This window comes from Rhodococcus sp. 4CII (genome assembly GCF_014256275.1).
Lineage (GTDB): Bacteria > Actinomycetota > Actinomycetes > Mycobacteriales > Mycobacteriaceae > Rhodococcus_F > Rhodococcus_F wratislaviensis_A.
This window is the reverse complement of the sequence record NZ_JACCFE010000002.1, coordinates 2,525,446-2,551,381: the sequence shown is the minus strand read 5'-3', so window position 1 is coordinate 2,551,381 and position 25,936 is coordinate 2,525,446. Positions and strand designations below refer to the sequence as shown.

The 25,936-nt window shown below is 65.8% G+C and carries 27 protein-coding genes; 8 read left to right on the top strand and 19 right to left on the bottom strand.

Going from position 1 to position 25,936, the window contains the following annotated elements:
• Positions 1–112 precede the first annotated feature (112 nt).
• Entirely contained in the window at positions 113–1,375 is a 1,263-nt protein-coding gene (locus H0B43_RS12365) for an acyl-CoA dehydrogenase family protein (RefSeq protein ID WP_185727623.1), read from the bottom strand.
• 150 nt (positions 1,376–1,525) lie between these two features.
• On the opposite strand from H0B43_RS12365, the gene H0B43_RS12360 reads away from it, so the two are divergent.
• Together H0B43_RS12360 and H0B43_RS12355 are read left to right on the top strand one after the other, a co-directional pair.
• Positions 1,526–1,978 carry a MaoC family dehydratase gene (locus H0B43_RS12360; protein ID WP_185727624.1) on the top strand — a complete coding sequence of 151 codons (453 nt, stop codon included), beginning with the start codon at positions 1,526–1,528 and terminating at the stop codon, positions 1,976–1,978.
• A gap of 20 nt (positions 1,979–1,998) precedes the next feature.
• Positions 1,999–3,054 carry an NADPH:quinone oxidoreductase family protein gene (locus H0B43_RS12355; RefSeq protein ID WP_185727625.1) on the top strand — a complete coding sequence of 352 codons (1,056 nt, stop codon included), beginning with the start codon at positions 1,999–2,001 and terminating at the stop codon, positions 3,052–3,054.
• Here H0B43_RS12355 and H0B43_RS12350 read toward each other — a convergent pair.
• A complete protein-coding gene (locus tag H0B43_RS12350; RefSeq protein WP_185727626.1) occupies positions 3,017–4,063 on the bottom strand; it encodes a phosphotransferase family protein in 1,047 nt (348 codons plus the stop codon). The two genes, H0B43_RS12355 and H0B43_RS12350, sit on opposite strands and share 38 nt — an antisense overlap.
• 123 nt (positions 4,064–4,186) lie before the next feature.
• Between H0B43_RS12350 and H0B43_RS12345 the strand changes: the two genes are divergently transcribed.
• Entirely contained in the window at positions 4,187–4,972 is a 786-nt protein-coding gene (locus H0B43_RS12345; protein WP_185727627.1) for an SDR family NAD(P)-dependent oxidoreductase, read from the top strand.
• Positions 4,973–4,982: 10 nt separating this feature from the next.
• Here the strand turns inward: H0B43_RS12345 and H0B43_RS12340 are convergent, their stop codons facing one another.
• The 12 genes from H0B43_RS12340 to H0B43_RS12285 all read right to left on the bottom strand — a co-directional run bounded on the left by H0B43_RS12340 (position 4,983) and on the right by H0B43_RS12285 (position 15,783).
• Positions 4,983–5,969 (bottom strand): NADPH:quinone oxidoreductase family protein, encoded by a 987-nt coding sequence (locus H0B43_RS12340; protein WP_185727628.1) that lies wholly within the window; start codon positions 5,967–5,969, stop codon positions 4,983–4,985.
• A gap of 14 nt (positions 5,970–5,983) precedes the next feature.
• Positions 5,984–6,694: an SDR family NAD(P)-dependent oxidoreductase gene (locus H0B43_RS12335; protein WP_185727629.1), complete on the bottom strand. Its 711-nt coding sequence runs from the start codon at positions 6,692–6,694 to the stop codon at positions 5,984–5,986.
• A complete protein-coding gene (locus H0B43_RS12330) occupies positions 6,691–8,016 on the bottom strand; it encodes a CdaR family transcriptional regulator (RefSeq protein ID WP_185727630.1) in 1,326 nt (441 codons plus the stop codon). Before H0B43_RS12330 ends, H0B43_RS12335 begins: the two co-directional genes overlap by 4 nt.
• A 5-nt stretch (positions 8,017–8,021) precedes the next feature.
• Positions 8,022–8,942 (bottom strand): LLM class flavin-dependent oxidoreductase, encoded by a 921-nt coding sequence (locus tag H0B43_RS12325; RefSeq protein ID WP_185727631.1) that lies wholly within the window; start codon positions 8,940–8,942, stop codon positions 8,022–8,024.
• An 89-nt stretch (positions 8,943–9,031) separates the two neighbouring features.
• Positions 9,032–9,814 carry an SDR family NAD(P)-dependent oxidoreductase gene (locus tag H0B43_RS12320; RefSeq protein ID WP_185727632.1) on the bottom strand — a complete coding sequence of 261 codons (783 nt, stop codon included), beginning with the start codon at positions 9,812–9,814 and terminating at the stop codon, positions 9,032–9,034.
• 45 nt (positions 9,815–9,859) lie between these two features.
• Positions 9,860–10,183 carry a non-heme iron oxygenase ferredoxin subunit gene (locus H0B43_RS12315; RefSeq protein WP_252189814.1) on the bottom strand — a complete coding sequence of 108 codons (324 nt, stop codon included), beginning with the start codon at positions 10,181–10,183 and terminating at the stop codon, positions 9,860–9,862.
• Positions 10,184–10,224: 41 nt separating this feature from the next.
• Positions 10,225–10,728: an aromatic-ring-hydroxylating dioxygenase subunit beta gene (locus H0B43_RS12310; protein WP_185727634.1), complete on the bottom strand. Its 504-nt coding sequence runs from the start codon at positions 10,726–10,728 to the stop codon at positions 10,225–10,227.
• A gap of 60 nt (positions 10,729–10,788) precedes the next feature.
• On the bottom strand, positions 10,789–12,102 hold the full coding sequence (locus tag H0B43_RS12305; protein WP_185727635.1) for a Rieske 2Fe-2S domain-containing protein: 1,314 nt from the start codon (positions 12,100–12,102) through the stop codon (positions 10,789–10,791).
• Entirely contained in the window at positions 12,099–12,386 is a 288-nt protein-coding gene (locus H0B43_RS12300) for a hypothetical protein (protein ID WP_185727636.1), read from the bottom strand. The genes H0B43_RS12305 and H0B43_RS12300 overlap by 4 nt, the downstream gene beginning before the upstream one ends.
• Positions 12,387–12,397: 11 nt before the next feature.
• Positions 12,398–13,594 (bottom strand): NAD(P)/FAD-dependent oxidoreductase, encoded by a 1,197-nt coding sequence (locus H0B43_RS12295; protein WP_185727637.1) that lies wholly within the window; start codon positions 13,592–13,594, stop codon positions 12,398–12,400.
• A gap of 136 nt (positions 13,595–13,730) precedes the next feature.
• Positions 13,731–14,714 (bottom strand): alpha/beta fold hydrolase, encoded by a 984-nt coding sequence (locus tag H0B43_RS12290; protein ID WP_185727638.1) that lies wholly within the window; start codon positions 14,712–14,714, stop codon positions 13,731–13,733.
• A complete protein-coding gene (locus H0B43_RS12285; protein WP_213015129.1) occupies positions 14,701–15,783 on the bottom strand; it encodes an amidohydrolase family protein in 1,083 nt (360 codons plus the stop codon). Before H0B43_RS12285 ends, H0B43_RS12290 begins: the two co-directional genes overlap by 14 nt.
• 143 nt (positions 15,784–15,926) lie before the next feature.
• Between H0B43_RS12285 and H0B43_RS12280 the strand changes: the two genes are divergently transcribed.
• On the top strand, positions 15,927–16,802 hold the full coding sequence (locus tag H0B43_RS12280; RefSeq protein WP_312033801.1) for an IclR family transcriptional regulator: 876 nt from the start codon (positions 15,927–15,929) through the stop codon (positions 16,800–16,802).
• 119 nt (positions 16,803–16,921) lie between these two features.
• Positions 16,922–17,983: an extradiol ring-cleavage dioxygenase gene (locus H0B43_RS12275; protein WP_185727639.1), complete on the top strand. Its 1,062-nt coding sequence runs from the start codon at positions 16,922–16,924 to the stop codon at positions 17,981–17,983.
• A gap of 56 nt (positions 17,984–18,039) precedes the next feature.
• Here the strand turns inward: H0B43_RS12275 and H0B43_RS12270 are convergent, their stop codons facing one another.
• The 4 genes from H0B43_RS12270 to H0B43_RS12255 all read right to left on the bottom strand — a co-directional run bounded on the left by H0B43_RS12270 (position 18,040) and on the right by H0B43_RS12255 (position 21,793).
• Positions 18,040–18,837 carry an SDR family NAD(P)-dependent oxidoreductase gene (locus H0B43_RS12270; protein ID WP_185727640.1) on the bottom strand — a complete coding sequence of 266 codons (798 nt, stop codon included), beginning with the start codon at positions 18,835–18,837 and terminating at the stop codon, positions 18,040–18,042.
• 28 nt (positions 18,838–18,865) lie between these two features.
• A complete protein-coding gene (locus tag H0B43_RS12265; RefSeq protein WP_185727641.1) occupies positions 18,866–20,020 on the bottom strand; it encodes an acyl-CoA dehydrogenase family protein in 1,155 nt (384 codons plus the stop codon).
• A gap of 206 nt (positions 20,021–20,226) precedes the next feature.
• Entirely contained in the window at positions 20,227–20,757 is a 531-nt protein-coding gene (locus H0B43_RS12260) for a MarR family winged helix-turn-helix transcriptional regulator (protein WP_185727642.1), read from the bottom strand.
• A gap of 55 nt (positions 20,758–20,812) precedes the next feature.
• Positions 20,813–21,793, bottom strand: a complete 981-nt coding sequence (locus tag H0B43_RS12255) for a zinc-binding dehydrogenase (protein ID WP_185727643.1) — start codon at positions 21,791–21,793, stop codon at positions 20,813–20,815.
• Positions 21,794–22,088: 295 nt separating this feature from the next.
• On the opposite strand from H0B43_RS12255, the gene H0B43_RS12250 reads away from it, so the two are divergent.
• Positions 22,089–23,201: a LuxR C-terminal-related transcriptional regulator gene (locus tag H0B43_RS12250; protein WP_312033802.1), complete on the top strand. Its 1,113-nt coding sequence runs from the start codon at positions 22,089–22,091 to the stop codon at positions 23,199–23,201.
• A gap of 44 nt (positions 23,202–23,245) precedes the next feature.
• Positions 23,246–24,376: a helix-turn-helix transcriptional regulator gene (locus H0B43_RS42485; protein WP_282555440.1), complete on the top strand. Its 1,131-nt coding sequence runs from the start codon at positions 23,246–23,248 to the stop codon at positions 24,374–24,376.
• Position 24,377: 1 nt separating this feature from the next.
• Here the strand turns inward: H0B43_RS42485 and H0B43_RS12240 are convergent, their stop codons facing one another.
• On the bottom strand, positions 24,378–24,689 hold the full coding sequence (locus H0B43_RS12240) for a 2Fe-2S iron-sulfur cluster-binding protein (RefSeq protein WP_185730001.1): 312 nt from the start codon (positions 24,687–24,689) through the stop codon (positions 24,378–24,380).
• A gap of 87 nt (positions 24,690–24,776) precedes the next feature.
• On the opposite strand from H0B43_RS12240, the gene H0B43_RS12235 reads away from it, so the two are divergent.
• Complete coding sequence (locus tag H0B43_RS12235) at positions 24,777–25,919, top strand: RNA-guided endonuclease TnpB family protein (RefSeq protein WP_185727645.1); 1,143 nt, start codon at positions 24,777–24,779, stop codon at positions 25,917–25,919.
• Positions 25,920–25,936: the final 17 nt, after the last annotated feature.

Below are 25,936 nucleotides of genomic sequence, written 5' to 3'. Positions count from 1 at the left end.
ATGTCGATGGTCGGACAGTGGACTTGGGGGTGCGGGCGAGCCACCGGAGTGGCGCTCGTCACAGCATGAGAGCATATGGACAGGCCAAATGCAAAGGCCAGACCAAACAGCCTCAGGCGGTTCCCACAGCCGTTCTCCTCGGTACTCCGAAGTCGAACATCCTGCTCGCGATGCGGCGCAGCTGGAGCTCGTCGGTGCCCTCGGTGATGCGGTAGCGGCGGTGGTGGCGGTAGATGTGCTCGAACTGCTTGTGGCGGGTGTATCCGACGCCGCCGTGGATCTGGATCGCGCGGTCGGCGGCCCGGCACGCGAGCTGGTTGCTGCGCAGATTCACCATCGCGACCTTGTCGGTGACGGCCGTCTTCCCGAGCTCGTCCATCATCGCCGCGGTCTTGTAGATGGTGTTGCGGATCAGCTCGGCGTCCGTCTGCAGTTCCACCAGCTGCCACTGGATGCCCTGATGTTCGTGCAGCGGCTTGCCGAAGACCACCCGTTCCTGCGCGTACCGCACACTCTCGTCGATGCAGTACTGCGCGGCGCCGAGCGACGACGCCGCCTGCCGGATGCGGTTCTCGTGGACGAACAACTGGGCGCAGTCGAGTCCGCGGCCGACCTCGCCGACCACGGCGCTCGCGGGGACCCGCACGTCGTCGAGATGGACCTCCGAATGGTCGCTGGGCATGTTGAACGTCCAGTGGTTGAACGGCACCGAGAACCCGGGGGAGTTCGTCGGCACGAGGAACGCGGTGATGCCGTCCGCCTTGCCTGCCTGCCCGGACGTGCGCGCGAACACGAGGTCGACCTGGGAACAGTCGACGAGGCTGTTGAAGCGCTTCGCCCCGGTGATCACCCAGTCGTCGCCGTCGCGCCGGGCCGTCGTCTCCAGGTACGTCGCGTCGCTGCCGTGGCCCGGCTCGGTGAGGCCGAACGCGATCTCGATGTCACCGCGGATCAGCGGCTCGAGGTACTGCTCCCGCTGCTCGTCGGTGCCGTATTCGTGCAGCACGAGGGCGAGGGGGAGATTCGCGACCACCGATGCCTCGTCGGAATGGGGGAAGTGCAGACCCGACCCCCGGGTGAGGAGGTGCTCGCGGACGACGGCCATCGCAAGGTTGCTGCCGTCGTTGCCGCCGAGCGCCCGGGGCAGCGGAAACCGGAAGAAGCCGGCGGCGTCGGATCGACGTCGCGCCTCGAGAAGCAACTCACGCCATTCCTGCTTCGGAAACCCGTCCCGTTCCCAGTCCGTGCGGGCGTACTCGCGGCGGTGGTCGAAGAACTGCGGGTGCTTGGCCTCGAGCGGTGCGATCTCACGGTCGATGAACGCGTCGAGGTCGGTGACGAACTGCTGCACGTCGTCGGGAATGGTCCAGTCCATGGGGCGTCCTCCGATTCGGGTACCGATGCGTCGGACGGTAGGGAGCGAGGGGGCGCGCGGCCACGACATCGCCGCCGCGCACTGTTGATTTCTCCAGTGCCGGATCTCCGGTCCCTGTGGACCGGGTGGTTGCCGTGGTTGCATGCGGTCATGCTGAAGCTGAACGGGATCGACGAGTTGGTCGCGAGGGTCGGCACCGACCTCGGCACGACGGACTGGTACGACGTGACCCAGGACCGCATCACGGCGTTCGCGCACGACACCCAGGACTTCGAGCGAATCCACCTCGACCCCGAGCGGGGCCGGGAGGCCGGATTCGGCGGCACGATCGCCCACGGGATGTTCACCCTGTCGCTCGGGCCGAAGTTCCTCTACGAGATCTTCGAGATGAACGGGCACTCGTTGGGCCTCAACTACGGGTTCGACACGGTGCGGTTCCTGAATCCCGTCCGGGTCGGTGCACGGATCCGCATGACGGCGCGACTGCAGGATGCGCGGCCGATCGACGGCGGATACCGGTTCACGATCCGGCAGACCTTCCAGATCGAGGATTCCGACAAGCCCGCCTGCGTCGCGGACGCGGTCGTGGCCTACTTCCACTGAACACGAGGAGAGTGACGTCCATGCGCGCAGTCGTCGTCGAGGAACTGACCGGCCCGGAGGCCGTCACCTTGGCAGAAGTACCGGAACCTGTCGGCGCCCACCCCCGGGCGGACGGGCAGCGGCTTCTGGTCGACGTGCACGCCGCCGGTCTGTCGTTCATCGACCCGTTGCAGACCTGGGGCAAATACCAGAACGGCGTGCCGACACCATACGTATGTGGTAGCGAGTTCGCGGGTGTCGTGGTCGAGGCACCGGCCGGCACCGACTTCCGGCCGGGCGACCGGGTCGGGGGAATCGTCTGGCACGGAGCGCTCGCCGACCGTGCCCTGGCTCTGCCCGACTACACGGTGAAGCTCCCGGCGACGCTGTCGTTCGTGGAAGGGGCTGCCCTGTACATGAATTACTCGACGGCCTGGTACGCGCTGCATCGAGCGCAGGTGCAGCCGGGGGAGTACGTCCTCGTCCACGGCGCCGCGGGCGGAGTGGGCACTGCCGCGCTCGATCTCGCGGACACCTTCGGGGTGAAGGCGATCGCGGTCGTCTCCAGCGACGGGAAGGAAGAGGTCGCGCGCGGATGCGGTGCACACGCGGTGGTCCGGTCGGACGGGACCTGGCTCGACGACGTCCGCGATCTGACCGACGGGCGGGGCGTCCACGTGGTGATCGACCCGGTAGGCGGCGACCGGTTCACCGACTCGCTCCGCGCGCTGCGTCAGGGCGGCCGACTCGTCGTCGTCGGATTCACCGGAGGCTCGATTCCCACCGTGAAGGTCAATCGCCTCCTCCACCGCAACCTCACCGTCACGGGAATCACCATGGACAACATGGAAACCGAGTATCCCGGGACGCTACGGATGGTCCGGGACGCCGTCGAGACGCTCGCCGCCGAGGGACGGATCCGGCCGTACGTCGGGGCGACCTTCCCGCTCGACCAGGCATCGAGCGCCCTCCGCGCGCTCGACGACCGCGCCGCGGTCGGGAAGGTCGTCGTCGAGGTGGTACCTCACAATGTCACGGAGGTGGTGGCGGCCGGAGGTGTCAGGCCTGAGGAGCCACCGGTGCCCCGAGGACGGTGAGGCCGCGCTCGATCACCTCGGCGAGGCTGTCGGCGGCGACGACGAGCGCCGGGTCCGGATCGGTGCGCCTCCGGTTGCGCTTGACGAAGACCGAGATGGTCGACGCCGTCTTGTAGTGGCAGTAGGCGAGGAACCAGTCCAGGTCCGGAAGCGGCACATCACGCTCGGCGAGGTAGGCGCCCAACAGTTCGCTGCGGGACGGCATCCCGGTGCCGGCCTCGACATCGGGCGCGGGACGGGACCGCCGGAACCGGTGGACCGGGTCGGTGTGCATCAGCAACCACGCCAGGTCGGTACGGGGATCGCCGATCGACCAGATTTCCCAGTCGATGACCGCGGCGAGGTCTTCGCCGGAAAAGAGCATGTTCGCGAGTCGGTAGTCGCCGTGCAGCAGGGTGGGTGCGACCGGTGCCGGGATCCGGTCCACCAGCGCCGCATGGAGTTCGGCGTGCCGCGGTGCGATGTCGTCGTCGACGGTGTCGAGGAGTCGCTGCCAGCGCGCGAGTTCGTCCGCGACCGTCACGACGGGTTCGTCTCCCACGCCCAGCGCGAGGGGGTCGAGGTTCTGCATCCGCGCGAGCATCCCGGCGGCCGCGCGGGCACGGACGGCGACCGTGCCGGAGGAGGGGGGAGAATCGGCGACGTCGAGGAGTGGTTCGTAGGACTGGCCGTCCACCAGCGTCATGGCGAAGAACGGTGGCCGTTCGGGTGTCCCGTCCTCCTCGAAGAGAATCGACGGTACGCGGACACCGGGCGCGGCGCAGAGCAGGCGGATGATGCGCGCCTGGCGGAGGACGTCGCGGTTGCGGACCGGTTCCAGTCCGGGCGGTGCCATCTTGAGGACGATGCCGGTGTCGGGCAGGCCCGGTCGGGTCAGCGTGGCCCGGTAGGTCAGACTCGACACGCCACCCGGCAGCGGCGTTGGCGCGGACACCACAGATCCCGGCCACACGCGGCCTGCCGTCGCGGTTGCCCGTGTGGTCAGCGAGTTCACGTCGAATTCCGTCACGAATCCACCATCGGACCGGCCCGTCGGTCCCGCAAGCACGGGCACGGCTGTCGCTGAAGAAATCTCCAGTGGCGTTTCGTGTGACTCTTCGGCAGTCACCCGAGGCCGTGATAGAGCTTGACAATGCCGAATACCGCCGATGACCGAAACATGCTGGAGCGATTCTCCTTGCGCGGGAAGGTGGCGATCGTGACAGGAGCATCCTCCGGTCTCGGCGTGGCCTACGCACTCGCGCTGGCGCAGGCGGGCGCGGACGTCGTCCTCGGCGCCCGGCGCGGCGACAAACTGGCCGCGACCGCGGAGTTGGTGCGGCAATACAACCCCCGCGCGGTGGCGGTCGAGACCGACGTCACGCAGGTGGATCAGTGCAATCGGCTCGTCGACGCCGCCGTCGAGGCATTCGGAACGGTTGACGTCCTCGTCAACAATGCGGGCACCGGCGGCGAGTACCACCACGTGACGCAGGATCCGCCCGACCACTTCCGGTCCGTCGTCGACGTCAACCTGCACGGCTCCTACTGGATGATCCAGGCGTGCGCGCGGGTGATGGGGGCAGGCAGTTCGATCGTGAACGTCTCCAGCGTCATGGCACTCACGACGGCGAAGATGCCCGCCGCCGCATACAGCGCGAGCAAGGCGGCCGTCCTCGGCCTGACCCGCGACCTCGCCGCGCAACTCGGGCCGAGTGGAATTCGCGTCAATGCCATTCTGCCGGGGGTCTTTCCGTCGGAGGCGACCGCGCACTACAGCGAGAATTACAAGCGCAAGATCATCGACGCCAAGATTCCCCTCGGACGCATCGGCGACCCCGAAGACATCGCCGCGGTCGTGGTGTTCCTGGCGGGCGACGCGTCCGCGTATCTGACCGGGGTGAGTCTCCCCGTCGACGGCGGCGTGCTGGTGAACTGAGCACCCCCGCTCACTCCCGGACCGTGACCACGACTTTCCCGGTGGCCTGCCGATCGTCGAGGAGACGCAGAGCCCGGCCACCGTCCTCGAGGGGGAGCACGTGTCCGACGACGGGGCGGATGGCGTCGCGGGAGAGCAGTTCTTCGATTTCTCGGGTCATTCGCTCGGCCACCTCGGGGAACCGGGAGACGTACGGCGCGAGCGCGACACCCACCACACCGAGATCGCGTAGCAGCAGTCGATTGACCTTGACCGTGGGGATCTCTCCCGACGTGAACCCCACAACGGCGAGTCGGCCACCCACGTCGAGTGCCCGCAGCGAGTCGGTGAACCGGTCTCCGCCCACCGGGTCGACGACGATCTGCACCCCGAGCCCGTTGGTGAGTTCCTTGACCCGGGAGAGCCAGTCGCCGTCACTCCGGACCACCGACTGTGCGCCCGCCCCACGCGCGACCTCCTCCTTCGCGTCCGTGGAGACGACCCCGATCACGGTGCCTCCTAGCGCCGACGCGACCTGCACCGTGGCGGTCCCGACACCGCCCGCGGCACCGTGCACGAGAACGGTGTCGCCGGAGCGGAACCCGGTCCGGTACAGCGAGAACCACGCCGTCGAATAATTGAGGACGATCGCGGCACCGTCGGTGAAACTCATGGTGTCGGGAAGACGGGCGGTGTACTGCTCGAGGCCGAGAGCGCGCTCGGCCATCCCGCCCCACAGTGTCAGACTGGCGACGCGGTCGCCGGGCCCGAATCGGGATCCCTCCGGAGCCTCCAGGACGATGCCGGCGACCTCGCCGCCCGGCGCATACGGCGGCGGGGTGGCGTGCTGGTACTCCCCACGGCTCTGGAGGAGGTCCGGGAACGACACACCCGCGGCGTGCACGTCGATCAGGAGCCGCCTTCCGTCCGCCCAGGGATGCGCGGCGACGGGTTCCGGAAGGTTGCCGACGCGCCCCGTGCCGGGGCCCGTCGTGTCGTCCAGCACGAATGCACGCATCCCCGCGGACGCCATCAGCGCTGCGCCACCGAGGATGTGACCGTGCGGGTGTTCAGGCCGTCGCCGGCGTCGACGGTGAGGAACTGACCGGTGACACTGCGGGCGGTGGGGGAGGCGAAGAACGCGACGGCGTCCGCGATGTCGGCCGGCTCGACGAAGCCATTGGGCATCGACGCGAGCCACGCGTCCTGGATGTCCTGCGGCATGGACAGGATGCCGGAACTGGCGGTCATGCCAGGAAGGACGGCGTTGGCGGTGATGCCCAGGGCGACGTTCTCGGCCGCAACGGTCTTGACCAGACCGAGCAGGCCGGCCTTCGTGGTGCTGTAGGACACCTGGGCCGGCATGCCCTGCGTGCCTGCGGTACTGGAGATGACGACGACGCGTCCGTACCGCCGCTCCCGCATCCCCGGAAGACACTGCTGGAGCACTCGAAAGGTCCCGGTGAGATTGACGTCGAGATCCTTCCGCCACTTATCGATCGACATGCTGTGTGCGGCACCGAACATCGTCGTCAGCCCCGCGTTCGCGACGTAGACGTCGATGTCGTCGAGTGGCGGCAACTCGTCGGCGGAGATGTCGGCCTGATACGTGCATCCAGGTGAGCGGTCGAGAGTGATCACGTCCAACCCGTCGGCCTCGAGCCGCGTAACGATGGCCTTGCCGATACTGCCTTCGCGTGCGGCACCGGTCACCAGTGCCTTGCGGCGGCGCGAGTCGGTCATGCGGATCTCCGTTCGTCGGGAAGGGCCGCGGCGTCGTTCCCCGTGTCGGCGCAACGGTTTTCGATGTGGAAGGCCGGATGGTCGCGCAATCGGAGGACGAGGAGCGCGGTCTGGATACTCAATTGATGTGATGCGTCACCGGTGACGTCGAGTCCGGTGAGGGCATGCACCCGCGACAACCGGAGCCGGACCGTGTTCTCGTGCACGCTCAGCCGGCTGGCCGTGCGACGCATGCTGCGATTCTCCTCGAACCAGACGGCCAGGGTGCGAATCAGTTCCGTCGACACCGCGTCGTCGTCCAGGAGTGGCCCGAGCATGTCGTCGATGAAGTGCCGGAGCGCCGAGACCTCGCCGTTCGCGAGGAACAGCCGGGCCGGTCCCAGATCGTCGACGGCGAGAACCCGGTGCCGCGTTCCGTGAGTGAACCGGTCGATGCAGCGCACCACCTCCCGTGCCTCCCGGTATGCGCGGGCGAACGAATCGGGTTCGTAGACCGACGACACCCCGGCGATCAGACCGCTCGCCGGGCACAACTCGGCGGCCGCGGTCTCGAGCACCGACGTGATGCGCCCGACGACAGCGGGGGACGCGACCTGCGGTGGTGCCTCGATGAGCAGGAGGATTCCCTCCGACCCCCGCGTCGACAGCACCTCCAGGCCGAGGGCCCGCTCGGTGTACTCGGCGAGCGAACGGTCGAGATCTTCGGGTGCGCGCTCGGAATCGCGGACGTAGACCAGGGCGCGGTGTGCGTGGACGTTCACGCCGAGATACTCGGCGCCGGCCGCGAGATCCTTCCAGGCGCCGGAACCCCGGACGAGTTGCCGGGCGAAGTTCGACCGCGCGTTCCAGGCCACTCGGGTGATGCGACGCTGGGTGAGGAACTGCGCTCCGATGCGGCGGGCGCAGCGCAATGTCACGTACTCGTCCGTGGGCTGGAACGGCGTGGGGTACTCGTCCACGACAAGCCATCCGAGGTGTTCGCCGCGTTCGACGACGGCGCTGAGGAGCTTCCGCCGAGACAATCCGGTGCCGAGTTCGGCCGCCAGCAACACGGGATCTGCGGTGGGCGGCGAGGCGACGGTGTGCCCACGCAGAATCTCTCGGAGTGGCGGGAACGTCGCCTGTCTACTGGCTCCGGGCCGGGTGGACGCGACGGAATGTCCCTGACGATCGAAGAGGGTCACCGTTTTGCCGGTGGTCTCCGAGCAGACCCGGACGATCGCGGACAGGCAGTCGACCGCGACGGCGGCGTCGTCGAGAAGTTCGTCGAACACGCTCAGCGGCAGATGCTTACGGCCGGCGCCCTCGTCTGCGGTGGACATCGACGTCAGCGATGATGCTCGAGGAGCAGCGCGCGGACCGAGGCCGTGTGCTCGATGGCCGCTTCCATCGACGTGGTTGCCGGCACCAGGGTGATGTTGTCGGCGCCTGCCTCGACGAAGGCACTGAGCCACTCGGCGACCTGCTCGGGCGTGCCGGCGGGGGCCAGGTGGCGGAACTTCTCCCGCGGCAACTGGTACAACGCCTGCATCTTGTCGCCGACGAGTCGATCCGCGGTCTCGGCGTCGGTGTCGAGTCCGCACCAGACGTTGACGCCGAACGAGTCGGGAGTCCGGTTCTCCCGCGCGGCCGCGTCGAGGATGGCGGTACGGGTTTCGGCGAAGCGTCGCGGTGTGCAGAAGATGCCGAGCCAGCCGTCGCCGTAGCGCGCGGTCCGGCGGATCGCGGAGTCGCCGCGGCCGCCGATCAGGATCGGGACAGCCGGTTGCGGCGCCGGCAGGATGCGTGCCCGGTCGAGGGTGAAGAACTCACCGTGATGCGTCATTTCCTCACCGGTGAGGACGGCGCGCAGCACCTCGAGGGTCTCGTCGAGTCGACGGCCGCGGGTGCTGGGGTCGACGCCGCTGTTCGAGATCTCGGAGCGGTCTTCGCCGCCCACGCCGGCACCCAGGACCAGCCGGCCGGGCGCGATCTGCGACAGCGTCGCGATCTGGCGGGCGGCGAGCATCGGGTGCCGCAGTCCGAGCAGGTACACACCGATGATCACCGACAACGTGTCGTGGGTCGACAGCACGGACGTGGCCGACACCATGCCGTCGAACCCGGTCCCACCGTGGAAGCTGATGTGGTCACCGACCGTGATGTGGTCGATTCCCGCCTCTGCTGCGGAATCGAGAAGAAGCCGCCGATCTGCGGGTTTCGGCACGAGGAGTGCGTCGGTGACCGACAATCCCACTCTGATCGACACGCTGATCTCCTCTCTCATGCGAATGGACTGACCATAAACTTTCTACCCTGGCTGTGGCAAGGGCGGGGTGGACACCGGGCACGTCGCGGTCACAGCATCGAGCTGCCGCCGTTCACGCTGATCACCTGACCGGTCACGTAGGAGGCCTCCTCCGAAGCGACGAAGGCAACCGCCGCAGCGACCTCCTCGACTGTTCCCGGTCGATCCATCGGGATGAGGTTGCGCATCTGGGCGCCGAAGACCGCCATGTCCTCTTTCACTTCGGGGGCTGCGGACGCCAACTTCGCGGCCGCCTCCGGCGTCTCGATCCACGCCGGAGCGACCGTGTTCACGGTGATGCCGGAATCCGCGAACTCCCGCGCGAGACCGGTTCCGAACGCATGGACTCCGCCCTTCGCGGCGTTGTAGATCGCGTGCCGGTACAGCCCGTTCCGTACGGATTCCGCCCCGATGTGGACGATCCGGCCGTATCCGGCGTCGACCATGTGGGGGAGTGCTTCGAGCGTGGTGTACAGGGTCGTCCAGAGATTGCGGTCGATGGTGGCCCGCAGCGTCTCCTCGGTGTGGTCGAACGTCGGCAGGATGACACCGCCGCCCGCGCAGTTCACCAGCACGTCCACTGCGCCACGGTCGGTGACCGCCCGTCGGATGAGATCGGCGGCGTCCTCCCGCCGCGATAGGTCCCCGACCACCGTGGTCACCGACGCCGCGTTGCCGGGCCGGAGGTGTTCGGCCACCGCCTCCACCGCGTTCGCACTGAGATCTCCGAGGACGAGATCCGCGCCCTCGTCTGCAAGTCGCACGGCGATGGCGCGGCCGATTCCGCTGCCGGCCCCGGTGACGATCGCGGTCCGGCCTTTGAACCTGTTCATGTGGGGGTACTACCTTCCGCTGGAATGCGCTGGGCGCGAGGCTGTTCAGTCTTCGTTCGGTGCGACGTACACCCGGCCGTCGGTCACCACGGTGCGGTACTTCTTCAGCGCCAGCACGGCGGGAAAGCACAGAGGCGCCCCGGTGCGGACGTCGAAGCGGGCCATGTGGAGCGTGCAGAGCACCTCGTGCCCCTCGAGTTCGCCCTCCTCGCCCAGCGACCACTTCTCGTGGCTGCAGGAATCGGACGTGGCGAAGAACTCGCCGTCGACGCGATAGACGGCGATCCCGCCATCCGCGTCCAACCGAAGGTTTTCGCCGTCGGTCAGATCGTCCTCGTTGCACGCGAAGATCAGTGCTTCGGTGGACATTTCTGGTGCCATGGTCGGCCTTTCGTACAGCGGGGATGCGTTCAGATGATGAAGCTGATCTTGCCCTGGGGATCGAGCATGTCGTGGGCCAGGACGGCCCGTTTCCGGCGGATCATGAACGACGAATTCCGGGGTACCAAGTCGTAGTCGTAGCGGCCCACGTAGGTGTCGAACTTGCCGGCCTTGGCCCGGTTGATGATGAAATTGGCGGTGACGGAGATCGATTCGTCGGTTTCGTCCAGAATCTGCACGTTGCCGACGATCCGGCTCGTCTGCGAATGCGGAAACTCGGCGTGCGCTTCCGGCTTCTTGAGGCGGATCACGCGCTGTTCGAGCATGGTGCGACCGTCGTGGATGAGCGACCACGTGAGTCCTGGGTCTGCATCCGGACGGTCCGTGGCGGGCACTTCGTACGTGCAATCGAGTGTGAACAGGTCGAGCCACTCCTCGAGCCGCCATCGATCGATCAGGGCGGCTTCGTGGAAGAGGAACTCCTCTACTGCACTACGAGTGGTGATGGAGGGGGTCTCCGACAGGGAAGTCATAGGGATGTCTTTCTGAGATGACTAGCTGCATTGTGGATGATTCGGTGTGGTCCAGCCAGGTCAGGCATCGACACCCTGTTTGTCGAAGGGAACGAAGGACGTTCCCTCGGTGGGGAGCTGTTCTCCGGTAATGCGCCTGTTCCATTCTCGCCACCACGACCGCATCTGCAGTTCGTCGTTGGCCGCCGGGACCGGCTTGCCCATTCCCTTCGACACGTCGGACCAGCCGATCTCGCCGCGTGCGCCGAACCCCTTCTGGGCCTGCTCGAGCGCCTCGACGTCGTCCGGGGTTGCGAGCCCCGCCGGTCCCCAGAACGTGAGCGCGTTGTTGATGCGATATTTGACGAACTCTTCGTCGACACCCTTGGGGATGATCTGCCAGCCGGTGACGAGGGTTTCCGAAGCGCTGACCGGGTAGAAGGTGCGCAGCGTCAGTCCGAAGCTGAGGTCGATCAAAATGAGGCTGGGAAAGAACACCGAGTTTCGTGCGAGACCGAACATCGCGTTGGCGTAGTTCTCACCGAAGGCCTGCTCTGCCTGTGCTCGAAGGCCGGCGAGGGTGCGCTTGACACTGTCGGTCGCCAGCGGGAGCCCGTTGGCCGGATACATCAGTGTGGCATGCCCGTTCGGGAATTCGGTGCCCATACCGGCCGGCGCGACCCCGTTTACGGTGTCCTGGCCCAGCATCGGGGGCGTGGCACCCAGTTCCATCATCATCTCGAAATAGGTGTGATGCACGGACTTGGCGTGGTATCCGTCGATGCTGTTCTCGACGAGGAGCTTCCAGTTGGCCTTCAGCGAATACTTGTGCGTGCCCTCGAGGATGGCGACGCCTTCGGGGGATTGATCGGCCGCGAGGTCGATGAAGTAGCGGGCTTCACCGAGGAACGTCAGCAGATCGGGTGCGTCGGGATCGAAGTTCACGAAGTAGAGCCCGCGGTAGGAGTCGACCTGTGCCGGAGACTTCAGACCCTTGTACACCGCTGCCGGCTCGCTCTTGTAGTCCTCGTTACCGGGCACGTTGACCAGCTCACCCGAGTTCCGGTACGCCCAGCCGTGATAGAAGCACGTGAAGATCTTGGCGTTGCCCGAGGAGTGCCGGCAGACGGAGGACCCGCGGTGCAGGCAGGTGTTGAGCAGCACCCGCACGTCACCGTTGCGGTCGCGGTTGAAGATCACCGGCCGGCCGCCGACGTCGCGGGTTTGGAAATCGTTCTTGCCGGGAATCTCGGACTCGTGACCCACATAGAGCCACGTCTTGCCGAAAATCTCTTTTCGCTCGCGCTGCAACACGTCTTCAGAAGTGAAGGCCTCCCGGTTGACCCGGAAGAGGTTGTTCTCGCGGTCGTCGATGACGAATTGCTCTGCGGTCATGAGGATGATCCGTTCTGGTGAGGTGTCGGATTGGCTGCGGCGATATCCCTGAAGAGCCAACTGTCGGGATCGGAGCCGGTGGCCGGAACGACCAGCACGGCAGTGGGACCGATTGCCATCCAGTTCCTTCCGTCGTCGTCCGGTTCGGCGGGCAGAATCTCCACGGTCGTGAAGACCTCGTTGCTCAGGTCGTGGGTTCCGATGATCACGTTGACCTTGCAACCCTCGGTCTCGATGTGAAGGATCTTGTCGGGGCCACCTTTGAAATGCTGGATCTGACGCATGAGTGCCTTCCTTATCGGGCGGGAGTGCTTTCGCCGACGAGGTCCTCGAGACTCCCGCCGCGACGGTGGTTCTTGCGAAATGCAGCGACGACTCGGGCGTCGTTGACGCTGACCTGCGCTATCGGGGTGTTGTCGGCGTCGGTGTACACGGCACGGAATCGGCCCTCCGACATCGACCCTTCGCGATGGGCGAGATCGCCGAGTGAGGGCCTTCCGACGATCTGGATCCGGGAGCCGTACTGGTCCGACCACACGTAGGGAAGCTGCGGTGCAGGCGGTTCGGCGCCGGTCAGGATCGCAGCGGCCGCGTCGGCCTGCTCGCCCGCACTGGTCCAATGCTCGATCCGTGCGGTGACATCCAACAACGGGTGGCGACGCAGGGCGAGATCTCCGATGGCGAAGATCGAGGGGAAGCCTTCGACCTCGAAGCGGTCGTTGCACGGCACCCCGCCGTCGATGGGAAGTCCACTGCCCTCGAGCCACTGCGTATTCGGTTCTGCACCGACGCCGACGACCACCAGGTCGGCGGGTACTTCACGCCCGTCGGCAAGGGCCACGCCTTCGACCTGCTTGCTGCCGAGGAATCGCTCGACACGCGCTCCGGTGACGAGTTCGGTGCCGTGGAGCGCATGGATCGAGGAGACTTCGCGTCCCACTTCTTCGCCCAGAATCTGGCTCATGGGGACGGCGAGTGTCTCGATGACGGTGACGTCGAGACCGCGGCGTCGCGCCGCGGAGGCGAATTCGGCGCCGATGAACCCGGCCCCCACCACCGCCACCCGGGGTCTGCCGGCGAGACCTTCTCGTAGAGCCGTCGCATCGTCGAGTGTTCGTAGCGTGTGGACACCGGCCAGGCCGGAGGGCACCGGCAAGGTGCGGGCTCGCGCGCCGGTCGCGATGACCAACCGCTCGTAAGTGATTTCCTCGCCGGTGTGGGTGACCACGACCTGCCGCTCCGGGTCAAGGGTGGTGGCGTGCACGCCCAGCCGGACGTCGAGGTCGAACTCCGCTGCGAGTTCGGGAGTGAGGAGGCGCGGAACGTCCGGGACATCTCCCTCGGCCAAGAGATCCTTGGACAGCGGGGGCTTGTCGTACGGCCAGTGCTCCTCGCTCTCCAGGAGCACGATGCGCCCGGCGAAACCGCGCTGTCGCAGAGCGATTGCTGTTCTGGTGCCTGCAACCGAGGCGCCGACGATCAGGAAGGACATAGTCGAAACGTAGCCACCCGCCGCATCCGGAGTGTGCGTGGTTCCGGCCGCTGGAACACCTCACGGCGATGGACAGAAACGGCCGAAGGGCCGACACCGGATCCTGAGATCCGGTGTCGGCCCTTCGGCGGGAAGGTCAGGCAGTAACCAGGGAGCGATCGATCAGCGGCAATTCGGGGCGGCGGTCGGAGACGCCCGCGGCATCGGCGAGATCCCCGGACACCTTGCCGTCCCGGAAGAACTCCAGGAAGACCGGGTTGAACAGGTCGGGCCGGTCGGTCTGGCCCTGGTGGCCGCACTCGTCGGGATAGAAGAACTGGACGTTGGGCAGGTGATCTTCCTGGACGTATCCCCACTCGACCGGAGTCAGGATGTCCTGTCGGCCGTAGAGGTAGAGCCCGGGTGTGCTCAACCGGTCCAGGCGCCCCTTCGTCACCAGACGGGCGGCGCGATTTTCGTCCGTCCAGTCGGTGATTCGACGGTACTGCAGGAGGGTGGGCCAGAACTTGGCGTGTGCATCCATGCGGTCCCTCGCCGAGAGGTAACGCATGTCGATCAGATCTTCGCTGATTGCCTCTCCTCGATGGATGATCGCCTCCATCATCGTGCGCATTCCGTCACGGGTGCCGTCGTAGGCGGTGAGGCGGAACTCGCCGGCCGGCGGGGTCAGGTGTTCCGGGACCACGTCGCCGACATCTCCCGCGATCAGGATGAAGCTCTTGACCTTGTCCGGGTGTGCAACCGTGTAGTTGACCGTGTTCATGCAGCCCATGGAATTTCCGGCGAGGTGGAACTCGTCGAGGCACAGTGCGGTGGCGAACTGGTCGATGAAGTCGACGAAGGACTCCATGCCGTCCGGCCAGTACTCTTCCCGCGTGTCCGACAAGCCGAAGCCGGGCATGTCGGGACAGTAGACGCGGAAACCGTGCTCCGCGAGGTAGGGCGCCATGAAGCGCCACCCCGCGAGGCCTGACGACCCGGGCAGACCGCCGTGGAGCAGGACCACGGCGGGGCCCGAAGTGCCGGCAGTCATGTAATGCGCGCGGGCGCCGTTCGCGAGTCGTACCCAGCGGCTGGCGAGCCCGGGAACGTCGACGAGGTTTTCATCAGTGAGTGCCATAGTGATCTTCCTTTATCGGTGAGAAGTGATCGGTGACGAGCTCGCCGGAAGACAGACCGAGGAACTCGAGCGCGTTGTCGCGCAGGATTCTGGGAACCGCTCCGGGAGGCAAATGCTCTGCCGCAGAATCCAAGTCCGTCAGGCCGCCTTCGGGTTGGCCCGGGATGAACGGGTGATCGCTACCGAGCAGCACCCTGTTCGGGCCGAAGCGATGCACCAAGGCCGGCAGGTGCGCCGCATCGAACACCAACGTGTCTGCATACAGTCGCGATACGAGGAGGTCCAGCTCCTCCGGTGTGTGCGTGCCGGCGATCTGTGCGCCGAGGCGCAGTCTCGGGTATGCCCAGGGGAAGGTGCCGCATCCATGGACCATGGCGATGCGGAGGCCACGGTGGCGGTCCAGGACCCCTCCGAAGACGAGGGCCGTCGCCGCCAACGCGGTGTCCGACGGCATCCCCAATCCGAAGTCGTAAGTGAATCCGGAACGGCGCACCGCGCCGCCGCCACCGTCGACGGGATGGACCAGGACCGCGAGTCCGAGGCCGTCGACGGCGTCGAAGAAGTACTCCAACGCGGTATCGTCCAATTCCATTCCGTCGATACGGGTGCCGATCTCGATGCCACGAAGCCCCAGAACTTCCGAAAGATAACGTAATTCGGCCACGCATTCGGGAGGAGACCCCAGGGGAACAGTGCCGATTCCGACGAGCCTGCCGTCGCCGTCTTCCACCGCACGAGCGACGGATTCGTTCACCCATCGGCAGTAGCCGGCGAATGGTGCCGCTGGAGCTCCGTATTCCAGCATGACTGGTACCGGGGAGATCGCCTGCACCGCCACGCCTGCGCGGTCCATGTCCGCCAATCGTGCCGGCACATCCCAGAGGGCGCGCCGGACGGTGCGGAAGTCGTCGGTCCCGCGGACCAGGCGACCGGTCTCCGGCGAGTCGATCACCAATCGAGGTGCTCGCGGGAAACCTGCGATGACCTCGGAGGGAGGCGCGTCCCGGGGGAAGTAGTGCGCATGCACATCGATGGTGCCGGGTGGAACCACGAGGGCCTCCTGTCGCATGCATCCGTCATTTCGCCGACTCACCCACGTCGTCGGGTGCGCCGGATTCGAGGAACGTTAGGGGCCTCCGCGCGGTGGCTGCCGGGGATGTTCCGGGGGCTGGAACCGGGTGGTGAAACCCGTACCCTGAATACCGGCACATTGTGACCGCCGTTACAGTGGGTTCCCCGTGGGTCGGCGGAGCGGAGAGTGCGGAGGCCCGGATGGTGCACATGGCAGAAGACAAGCAAGACGTCGGTGGCGCGGAGGGTACGCCTCCCTCCATCCTGGCGAAGGCGTTCTCGGTCATCGGAGCGTTCAACGAGCGTGATCGGGTTCTGACACTGACTCAGATCAGCCGCAAGACAGGCTTGCCCAAGTCGACGGTCCACCGATTGCTGCAGCGATTGGGTGAGCTGGATGTGATCGAGGAACACGGTGCGGGGTACCGACTCGGCATCCGCCTGCTGCAGCTGGTTTCCTCCATGCCGGTGGACGGAATGCGCGAGGTCGCGTTGCCGCACTTGGCACAGTTGCAGGCGTGGTCGAAGGAATCGGTGCACTTCGGCGTCCTCAGGGGCAACGAGGTCGTCGTGTTGCAGGCCCTCTTCGCCGTGGATCACGCGCGGCCTATCGGTGAGGTGGGCACCCGGATCCCCGCGCACCTGTCGGCGATGGGCCGGGCGATGATGGCCTACCTCCCCGAGGACGAACTCACCGAACTGCTCGCGGCCCCTCTCGTGGGGATGACGCCCAAGTCGGTGACGGATCCGGTGCAGATTTCCGACGAATTGAATCGCATACGGGTGTCGGGGGCAGCGATCACGAAGGACGGTGTGGTACTCGGCCTCGGAAACATCGCTGCGCCAGTCCTGATCAAAGGCCGGCCGATGGGGGCGATCGCCGTCCAGTTCGACTCGTCGAAGCCGGTCTCCGAGTCGATGATCAACGCCGTCAAACTGACTGCTCACCGCATCAGCCGCGACACGGCCCAGATGCTTTCCCAGGGCAGAGGAGATCTGTTCCCGTTCGACGACTGACGCCGCGTTCCGGGCAGTGGAACTTGTGGTGCGTGCGGCATCGGCACATCACACGATGAGGGAGCGATCCGCCCGGCGCGTGTGACGGCGCCGCGGCGTCACCTCAGAAAGGACGGCCCATGGGAAAATTCCTCGCCTGCGGCATGACCCATTACCCATTGTTGGCGGGAACCGACGAGCATATGGCGGGCCTGCTGCGATGGACCCTCACCGACCCGGACATCCCGGCAGAGGAGAAGGACCCGGCCAACTGGCCGGACCGCATGCGGCGCGAGTGGTCGGACGACGGCGGCACGGCCGCCGCAGCCGCACACCGTGCGGAACTGGTGGCGGATCTGAGTCGGGTCCGTGAAGCAATCGACGAATTCGCCCCCGACGTCGTCGTGGTGTGGGGCGACGACCAGTACGAGAACTTTCGCGAAGAGGTGGTGCCACCGTTCTGCGTGCTCGCCTACGGCGACCTCGAGGTACCCGCGTTCGAGGTGATGAACGAAAGGGGGAGCCCGAACTTCTGGGGCAAGCCCGACGACTTCGAGATCGTGATGCACGGTGACGTTGCTCGAGCCAGGCAACTCACGGACGGCCTGATCGAGCGCGGATTCGACATGGCCTACTCATACAAGAAACGTGCCGGCGCACACTTTCCGCACGCCATCCTCAACACACAGCTATTCCTCGACTACGAGAACGCCGGCGCGGAGATGTCGTACCCCTTCATCCCGATGACCGTCAATTGCTATGGGCAGCACGCCATCGCACGAAAGGGCGGATTGGCCAGATTCGCCGATATCGAGTCGGAGGTTCTCGACCCGGCGGGCCCGACGCCGGCGCGCTGTTTCCAGGTGGGTCGAGCGGTCGCGCAACATTTCCGCGACCGCGACCTCCGAGTGGCGTTCGTCGCCTCCTCGAGCTGGTCGCATGCCTTCCTGGCGGACAAGCTGTGGCATATGCGTCCCGACACCGAGGCCGACATGCGCATCTACAAGGCCCTGCTCGAAGACGACTTCGCGCTGATGCGCAACTACACCAGCGCAGAAGTCGTCGACGCCGGCCAGCACGAGATCCTGAACTGGTTCTGCATGCTCGGTGCGGTCGAGGAACTCGGCTTGCGCCGGGAATGGTCGGACCTCGTGGTGACCGATGTCTTCAACTCCAACAAGGCATTTGCCGTGTACGCATAGGCGCGGCAGGGGGCCGGTGGTCCAGCGACCACCGGCCACTCCCGTATCCGCGGGACTCACGCCGCGGATATTCCTCCGTTGACGCTGATGGCCTGTCCGGTGAGGCGCCGCGCGCCGGGGGAGGCGAGGAAGACGGCCAGGGCCGCGAGGTCTTCCGACTCGGGAACGCCGAGGTGAGCCTGCTGAGCGGCCTTGGCGAACAGTTTGGCGCTGAATCCGTCGGAGGTGATGCGTTCGGTCGACCCGGTTCCGTTGACGAGGGACGGAGTCAGGACGTTCACGCGGATTCCGCTGCGTTTGGCTTCGATGGCCAGGGCGCGGGTGAACATGACGATCGCCGCCTTTGCAGCGCCGATCACGGACTCGCCCGGCGTGGCGGTCTTGGCCGCATCCGACGCGACGTTGATGATCACGCCGCCCTTCCGCGTTGTCATGTGCGGGACGATCTCGCTCGCGAGATACATGGACGGCAACGCCAGTTGGTTGAAGGTCCGCGCGATGTCGTCGGTGGGGATGTTCGCGAAGAGTTCCGGCCGGACGTCGGCGGCTGTGGTGGATACCAGGATGTCCACGCCGTCCAGAATACGTTCGGCTTCAGAAGCGATATGCGCTGCACCGACGACGGTGGTGGCGTCGGCAGACAGGAAGGTCACCTCGCACGACGAGTTATAAGACGAGATGCGTTCGACGGCAGTCTGTCCGCGCTCGGTGCTACGTCCGACCACCAGAACGCGCGGAGCGCCGGCCTGGGCGAGGCCGACGGCGGTCGCGAGACCGATCCCGGCCGTGCCGCCCACGATGAGCGCACTGCTTTCCTTCAATTCCTTCGGCGGCGCAATTTCGTGCGTTCCCATTGGTGTACTCCGTTTCGGGTGAGGTGGGTCAGAGGGAGACGGTGCCGCGAGCGAAGATGTCCTTGGCGATGATTCGCTTCTGGATTTCGGCGGTGCCGTCCGCGACGAGGTACGCGGTGACGTCGCGGTAGCGCTGCTGCAGCGGTGATTCCGTGGAGTAGCCCAGATTTCCGTGCACTCGCATGGCGAACTCGATCGCGTTCTTGGCCACGACGGGCGGCCACCACTTGCTCATCGATGCCAGTGACGTGTGGGGCTGGGAGGTCTCACGGAGCCACAGGGCTCGGTAGCAGATCCAGCGTGCGCCCTCCAGATAGGTGGCGTGCTCGGAGAATTGGAATGCCAGTCCCTGGTGCTCGGAGAGTGGCTGCCCGAATGTCTCGCGCTGCTGGGCGTACGCGGCGGCTTCCTCCAGGCTCTGCTTCGCCGCTCCGAGGCACATCAGACCGAGGGCGGCGCGACTGAAGTCGAAGTGATCCATGACCGAATGGAATCCCTTGCCGAATTCACCGACGACGTGCGATTCGGGAATGAAGACGTCGGACAGGTGGATGCTGCCCCACCCCAGGGGAAGGCAGCCCATGCCGGGCATGTGGCTGACGCTGACCCCCTCCGCGTCGAGTGGCACGACGAAGCAGCTGACGCCCCGTGCACGGCTGGAACCGGGCTCGCGCGCGTAGACGAGTGCGGCGGTGGCATTCATTGCCCAGGAAATCGCGGTCTTCTCGCCGTTGAGAAGCCATCCGCCGTCGACTGCCGTTGCCGTGGTAGTCAGCGCGCTTGCGTCGGAACCCGACCCGGGTTCCGTCAGTGCGATCGCGATGGTCTGCTCACCGCTGATGAGGGGAGGGAGATAGCGCTCCTGAATCTCGTCCCGGCACAGTGCCAGTTGGGAGGCGACGAGACCGATCTGGACGGGCGCCGACGCCATGTTCACGTCGCCGTAGGCCAGTGTTTCGGTCGCGATTCCGAGCAGAACCGGATCTTCGGCGCCGGTTCCGCCGTACTGCTCGGGCAGGCCGATGCCGAGCAGACCGAGGTCGCCGATTTTCTTCATGATGTCGAAGGGGAACTCGGTTGATGCCGCTCGGTCGCGGTAACCGGGGAGGAGGACGCGATCGCTGAACGTTGCCAGCGTCTTTCGAAACTCTTCGTGTTCGTCGGTGAAGGCGAAAGAAACCATCGGAATGTGCTCCTGTGCGTTGCTTGGCTTGGGGATGCGGAAGAGGAAGCGCCGGCGTGCAGTGAGAATGCCGGGCGGTCGTCCGTCCCCGTGAGAAGTATTCTAGGTTTGAATAGTAGGTCGCCAAAGCATTTGAGGCAAGAGGTGTCCGACGGGTAGCTGCAGGCCGTCGCCGTCGGCCTGTCAGCAGAGAAGAGGTGCTCGACTCAGTGCCCGGTTTCGACGTCGCCGACCGCGCGACGGACGAGTTGCAGTTGTTCGACGAGGGATTCGAGCGTCTCGGTATCGACCGAGGCCAGGCCGAAGCGGACGCCCGCGAGTCGAGCGTTGGCGTCCTCGACCACGTCCACGCCGGCCGGGGTGAGCGTGGCGAGAACGGTGCGGCGATCCGTCGTGTGCGCTCGGCGTTCGACCAGGCCGGCCTTCACGAGTTGATCGACCGCCATCGAGACCGTGGTGGGATGGACCATGAGGTATTTGCTCAACTTGCCGAGCGTCCGAGTGTGATCCTCGGACAGTTGTAGCGAAGTGAGAATGAGATAGGCATTGCGCGACAATCGAAGTGAGCGCAACTCCTGGTCCATCGCCCGGACCACCCATTGGTGGGTGCGCAGCAACGCCATCGTGGTGGCGAACTCCAGTTCGGCCGAATCCTGCGACCCCGCCCATTCGGTGCGCATCCAGTCGACCACATCACCGCGATCGTCGTCGGCGGGCGCCGGCGGTTCACTCGCCACTGCGCGTCCTCTCCTCGTCACCGAACCACGTTGCGGTCGATGATAGACACCGCTCTCAGCCGTGGGACAGAACGACCTTGCCGAACCCGCTTCCCTGCTCGAGATGCTTGTGTGCCGCCGCAGCCTCCGCGAGCGGGAATACGGCACTGATGGGGACCGGAGGGACGTCCTTCGCGTCGAGCAGCGTCAGAAGCCCGGCGAAATCCTTTGGGCTGCCCATAGTGGTTCCGATCAGTTCGTACTGGCCGAAGTAGAACGGCCGGACGTCGAGGCTGGCGAGTTCGCTGCGCGACGCCCCCAGAACGACCAGCCGGCCACCCGGTCGCAGAGCTGCGATGGACTGTTCCCACGTCCCCACGGAGTCGAGGACGAGATCGAACCCCTGCCCGTCCGGGGAAAGCTCTCGCGCGGCTTCCGGCCACTCGGGGTCGGTATAGAGCACGCCGTTCGCCGCGCCGAGCTCCTGGGCCTGCGCGATCTTGGACGCCGACGACGACGTGACGGTCACGTGCGCCCCCACCGCGGATGCCAGCATCACGGCCATGGTTGCGACGCCGCCGCCTGCGCCCAGGACGAGGAGATTCTCGCCGGCGCGGAGGCGTCCGCGAGTGAAGAGGGCGCGATAGGTCGTGAGTCCGACCAGGGGCAGGGCGGCCGACTGTTCCCAGCTGAGGCCGCGCGGCTTCGGAGCGACGCAATTTTCCGGGACGCGGACCAGTTCGGCGTAGGTGCCGCGCTGGTGGTCACCGAGGATCTCCCACTGCGCGCCGGGGGCCGCCTCGCGGTCACCCCACCACAGCGACGGGAGGACGAGAACCTCCTCGCCGGTGTCCGTGCGGATACCCGCGCCGTCGGCGCCGAGGACGTGCGGCAGTGGGGACGAGTACTTGCCCTGGCGAACGAGAACGTCGTGCCAATTGAGCGCGGCGGCCTTCAGTCGGACGGTGACCCAGCCCGAGCTCGCAGCCGGATCGGGAATCGACTCCATCCTCAAGACGTCCGGCTCCCCGAACTCTTGCAACACCACGGCGTCCATCGAAGTCCTTTCGGTCGTACCTTTTCAATGGTAACATTGTTTTAGTAACGAGCACTGTGCCGAACGGTTGGGCGCACAGTGTCGGGTCCGACCTATGGAACATGCTCCCTCTCAACGCTATTGGCGACCCATCCTGTGTATGACGCGCCTTGCCTGCAGCGCGCGAATCGTGTTAAGTGATGGCAGTCACATATAACGAGTTGTCGGATGAGGAACGTCTGCCCTGCGACGCAATCCGCGTCGTGAGGCAACTGAACTACGGAGCGTGATGAGTCGGACGGCGCAATCAGTCGCAGTGCGGGACGAGGACCTTGTTCAGCACGCGCATGAGTATGCAGAACTGGCAGCGAAGATCCTCGGCCCGGGTTTTCGTGCTTGCACTTCCGATGATGCCTACGTCGCACTCGCCGCCGCCCGACATCAACTCGGGCAGGCGCTGACCGAGGGAAGCCTGCCCGAGGCCGACATCGAGGAGGCATGCTTCCTCTTGGTCCGGATCGAAGAACACCAGGAGCAGTGTGCCGAGAGCGCGGCCATCAGCCGTGCCGCCGAGTTGCGTGCCGTCCACGATGCCGCGGCAGGGCTACGTGATCTCGCATCCGATGACATCGTCCAGGCGGCACCTCTGGCGATCTGTTCGGCGCTCCCGTTCGCGCGCGCCATGATCTCGGCGATCAGTGGATCGCTGTGGCGGCCGCAGAGACTTTACGTACAGCCCGAGTTCGACGGGTCGCCGATGGATTTCTCGGACTTCGTGGATTGCGCGGAGTTTTCGTTGTCGGAGGCGCGGCTGGAGACGGAACTCGTTCGCAGGCGAGTGCCCGCCCTTGTCCCAGCGCCGGCAGACGACGACCGGACGTTCAAAGAGATCGTGATTGCATCACAATGCTCCAGCTATGTCGCCGCACCCATTGTCTCCAAAGGCAGAGTGATAGGCCTCGTTCATGCCGATCGTCCTGGCGTGCGGGAGTCGCTCGACCCGGACGACCGCGACCGATTGGACGCTTTCGCGACATTCTTCGCTCTCGTGTACGAGCACGCGGTATTGCGGGAACGGATCTGCGCGCAGAGGTCGCGACTGGCAGCCTCCTTCGATGCCACCGATACGATGCTCGAACGCATGCAGAAAACGGAGCTGGCCCTGCGTCCTCGTCTGAATGAGCATCCTCGCAACCCTCTGCGGGCCGTCGACGAGATGTCCGCGGTCGAGGTCGATGCGGTGTTGACGTTCCGCGAGCGCGAGATCCTGTCGCACATCGCGACCGGGGCCACCAACAATCAGATTGCGCAAACACTCGTGATTTCGGAGGGAACGGTGAAGTCACACGTCAAGCACATCCTCAAGAAGCTGCGTGTGCCGACCCGGGCGGCGGCGGCAGTGCTCTATTCCCACCAGACTCGACGATGACCCCGGCACAGAGCTCTGCACGATCGCGAGGCGATGCCGAAGTCATGAAGACGGCCGTCTCGCTGCTCGGACGCATGCGTCACGAATACGGTTTCGGGCCAGAGGCTCCGACGGAGACGCGGAAGGCGTCACCGGGCCTCGTGCTCGCCATGCTGGACGAGGCGACGGAGGCAGGACTCCGGGGACTGTCGTCGATCCCAGCGGACAAAAAGGTGCTCCTCGGGCGGCTCCTCGTCGAGATTCGAGATGTCCGCCGCCGTCTGCACAGGGCACCGTCCTCGTCCGGGGTTGTCGGTGCCGCCGACTTCGCGGGCGCCATCCGTCGTCTGCGCGGTGCCGAAACGGTGGCCGGGTTGTCCAGGAGCGTGTGTTCCGAGGCCGCCGCGATGACCGGCCTCGGCTGTGTGCTGCTCTCGGAAGTCCACGACAACGCGTGGACGATCGTGGAGACACAGTTCGAGCAGGGCTCTGCGCCCGACGTGAGTGCACTCGCGTCGACAGCGATAGCGCCGGGGTCGCCTGAGGAAGAGGCAGTCCACAAACGCGCTGCAGTCCTGGTACTGCCGACTCCGCAGCTTTCGACGGGGAATTCCACGGCCGTCGCAGGTGTCTCGGTCTTTGGTGCCGGAGGGTATGTCGTGGCTCCGATTGCGGTCTCCACCGGGGTCATCGGCCTGATTCACGCGTGTCGCGCGGACGAGCGAAAGCCGAGTGTCGCCGAACGAGATCTTCTCGATGCTTTCGCCGATAGCTTCGGGACGCTCTTCGAACGGGCACTTGTCTCCGAACGGCTCAGCGAGCAGAAACGGTTGATCGTCGAACGCCTGCAAGAGGAAAGTCGTGAGGCGGAGGGACTGTCGACCGCCGAAGTCGTCTTCGGAAAGCCGCGTGGCGCCGGTGTCGCGTCGTTGTCCCCGGGGCCGCTGCCTTCCCATCTTCGCGCACCGGGCCTGGAGGAACTCACCAGGCGCGAGCGCGAAGTCTTCCAGCTCTTGGCGGCGGGAAAATCCAACACGGAAATTGCGGATGAACTCGTGATCAGTGTTTTCACCGTGAAATCGCACGTCAAGAAGATCCTGCGGAAGCTGGGGGCGATGAACCGGTCGGAGGCGATCTACCGATACCTCGAGATGATCGACTCCGGCTCCGACGCCTCGTCCCGCCGCACCACCTGAATCAACCGTTGGTGTCCGGTACGACGACTCGGACACCGTCGCACTGCCCGTTGACGATCAATTGGCATGACAGGCGTGAATGTGACCGCGCCCCTTCGAGATATTCGAGCAGATCGCGTTCCTCGTCGGTGGCCTCGTCGAACAGGCCCGCGGAGTCCTCGTCGAGAATGACGTGACACGTTGCGCAGGAGCAACTCCCTCCGCATTCGGCGATGATCTCCGGAAGGTTGTTGCGGACCGAGCCGTCCATGATGCTCCGGCCGGCCGGGACGTCGATCGTCGACTCGCTTCCGTCGGGCAGCACGTAGGTGATCCGTGAATCTCTCGGCGCAAGACCCGGTCCTTCAGATCCGGGATAGCCGATCTGGTCTTGTCGGACCGTGGGGCTAGTGTCTGCGTTATGGCGGGGAGAGTGGTGAGGCGGGCGTTCAAGTACCGTTTCTATCCGACTGCGGTGCAGGCGGAACAGCTAGCTCGGACGTTCGGGTGCACCCGGTATGTCTACAACCGGGCGTTGGCGGAGCGTACGCGGGCCTGGTCGCAGGAGGGGCGGCGGGTGAGCTATGCGGATACCTCGAAGATGTTCACCGGATGGAAGCGGGATGCGGAGACCGCGTGGTTGTCGGAGCCGTCGAAGGGGCCGTTGCAGGAGTCGCTGCGGCAGTTGCAGGGCGCCTACGACAGGTTCTGGCGCAAGCAGTCCCGCTACCCACAATTCAAGAGGAAGGGACAGTCGAAGGATTCGGCGACCTACTTCTCGAACTGCTTCACCTACCGCGGCGGGCAGATCCGGTTGGCCAAGCAGTCCGAACCGCTGGATATTCGGTGGTCGCGGCCGCTCCCGGACGGGGCGACGCCGTCGCAGGTGACGGTGTCGCGTAACGCTCGCGGGCAGTACCACATCTCGATTCTCGTCGAGGACACGATTCCCGAACTCGAACCGGTCGATCGGGTGGTCGGACTCGATGCCGGGATCACGAGCCTGTACACGCTGTCGACGGGGGAGAAGATCACCAACCCGCGTCATGAGCGCAGGGACCGTGCGCGGTTGGCGAAGGCGCAGCGGGTGCTGGCCAAGAAGCAGAAAGGATCCCGTAACCGGGCCAAGGCCCGACTGAAGGTCGCGAAGATTCATGGCCGGATCGCCGATCGGCGGCGCGATTATATGCACACACTCTCCACTCGGCTGGTGCGCGAAAATCAAGTGATCGCCATCGAGGATCTGAGTGTGCGGACCATGGTCAGGAATCGAAAGTTGTCTCGGGCGATCTCGGATGCGGGTTGGTCCGAGTTCCGGTCGATGCTCGAGTACAAGGCCGACTGGTACGGGCGGCGGGTGGTGGCGGTCGACCGGTTTCATCCGTCGTCGAAGACCTGCTCGGTGTGTGGGGTGATCGTCTCGGCGATGCCGCTGAATGTGCGGGAGTGGACGTGCCGGTGCGGCACCGTCCACGATCGGGATGTGAACGCGGCGAGGAACATTTTGGCCGTCGGACTGACGGTGGCAGCCTGCGGAGATGGTATGAGACCGCCCCGCACCTAAGGTGTGGGGTGGCAACT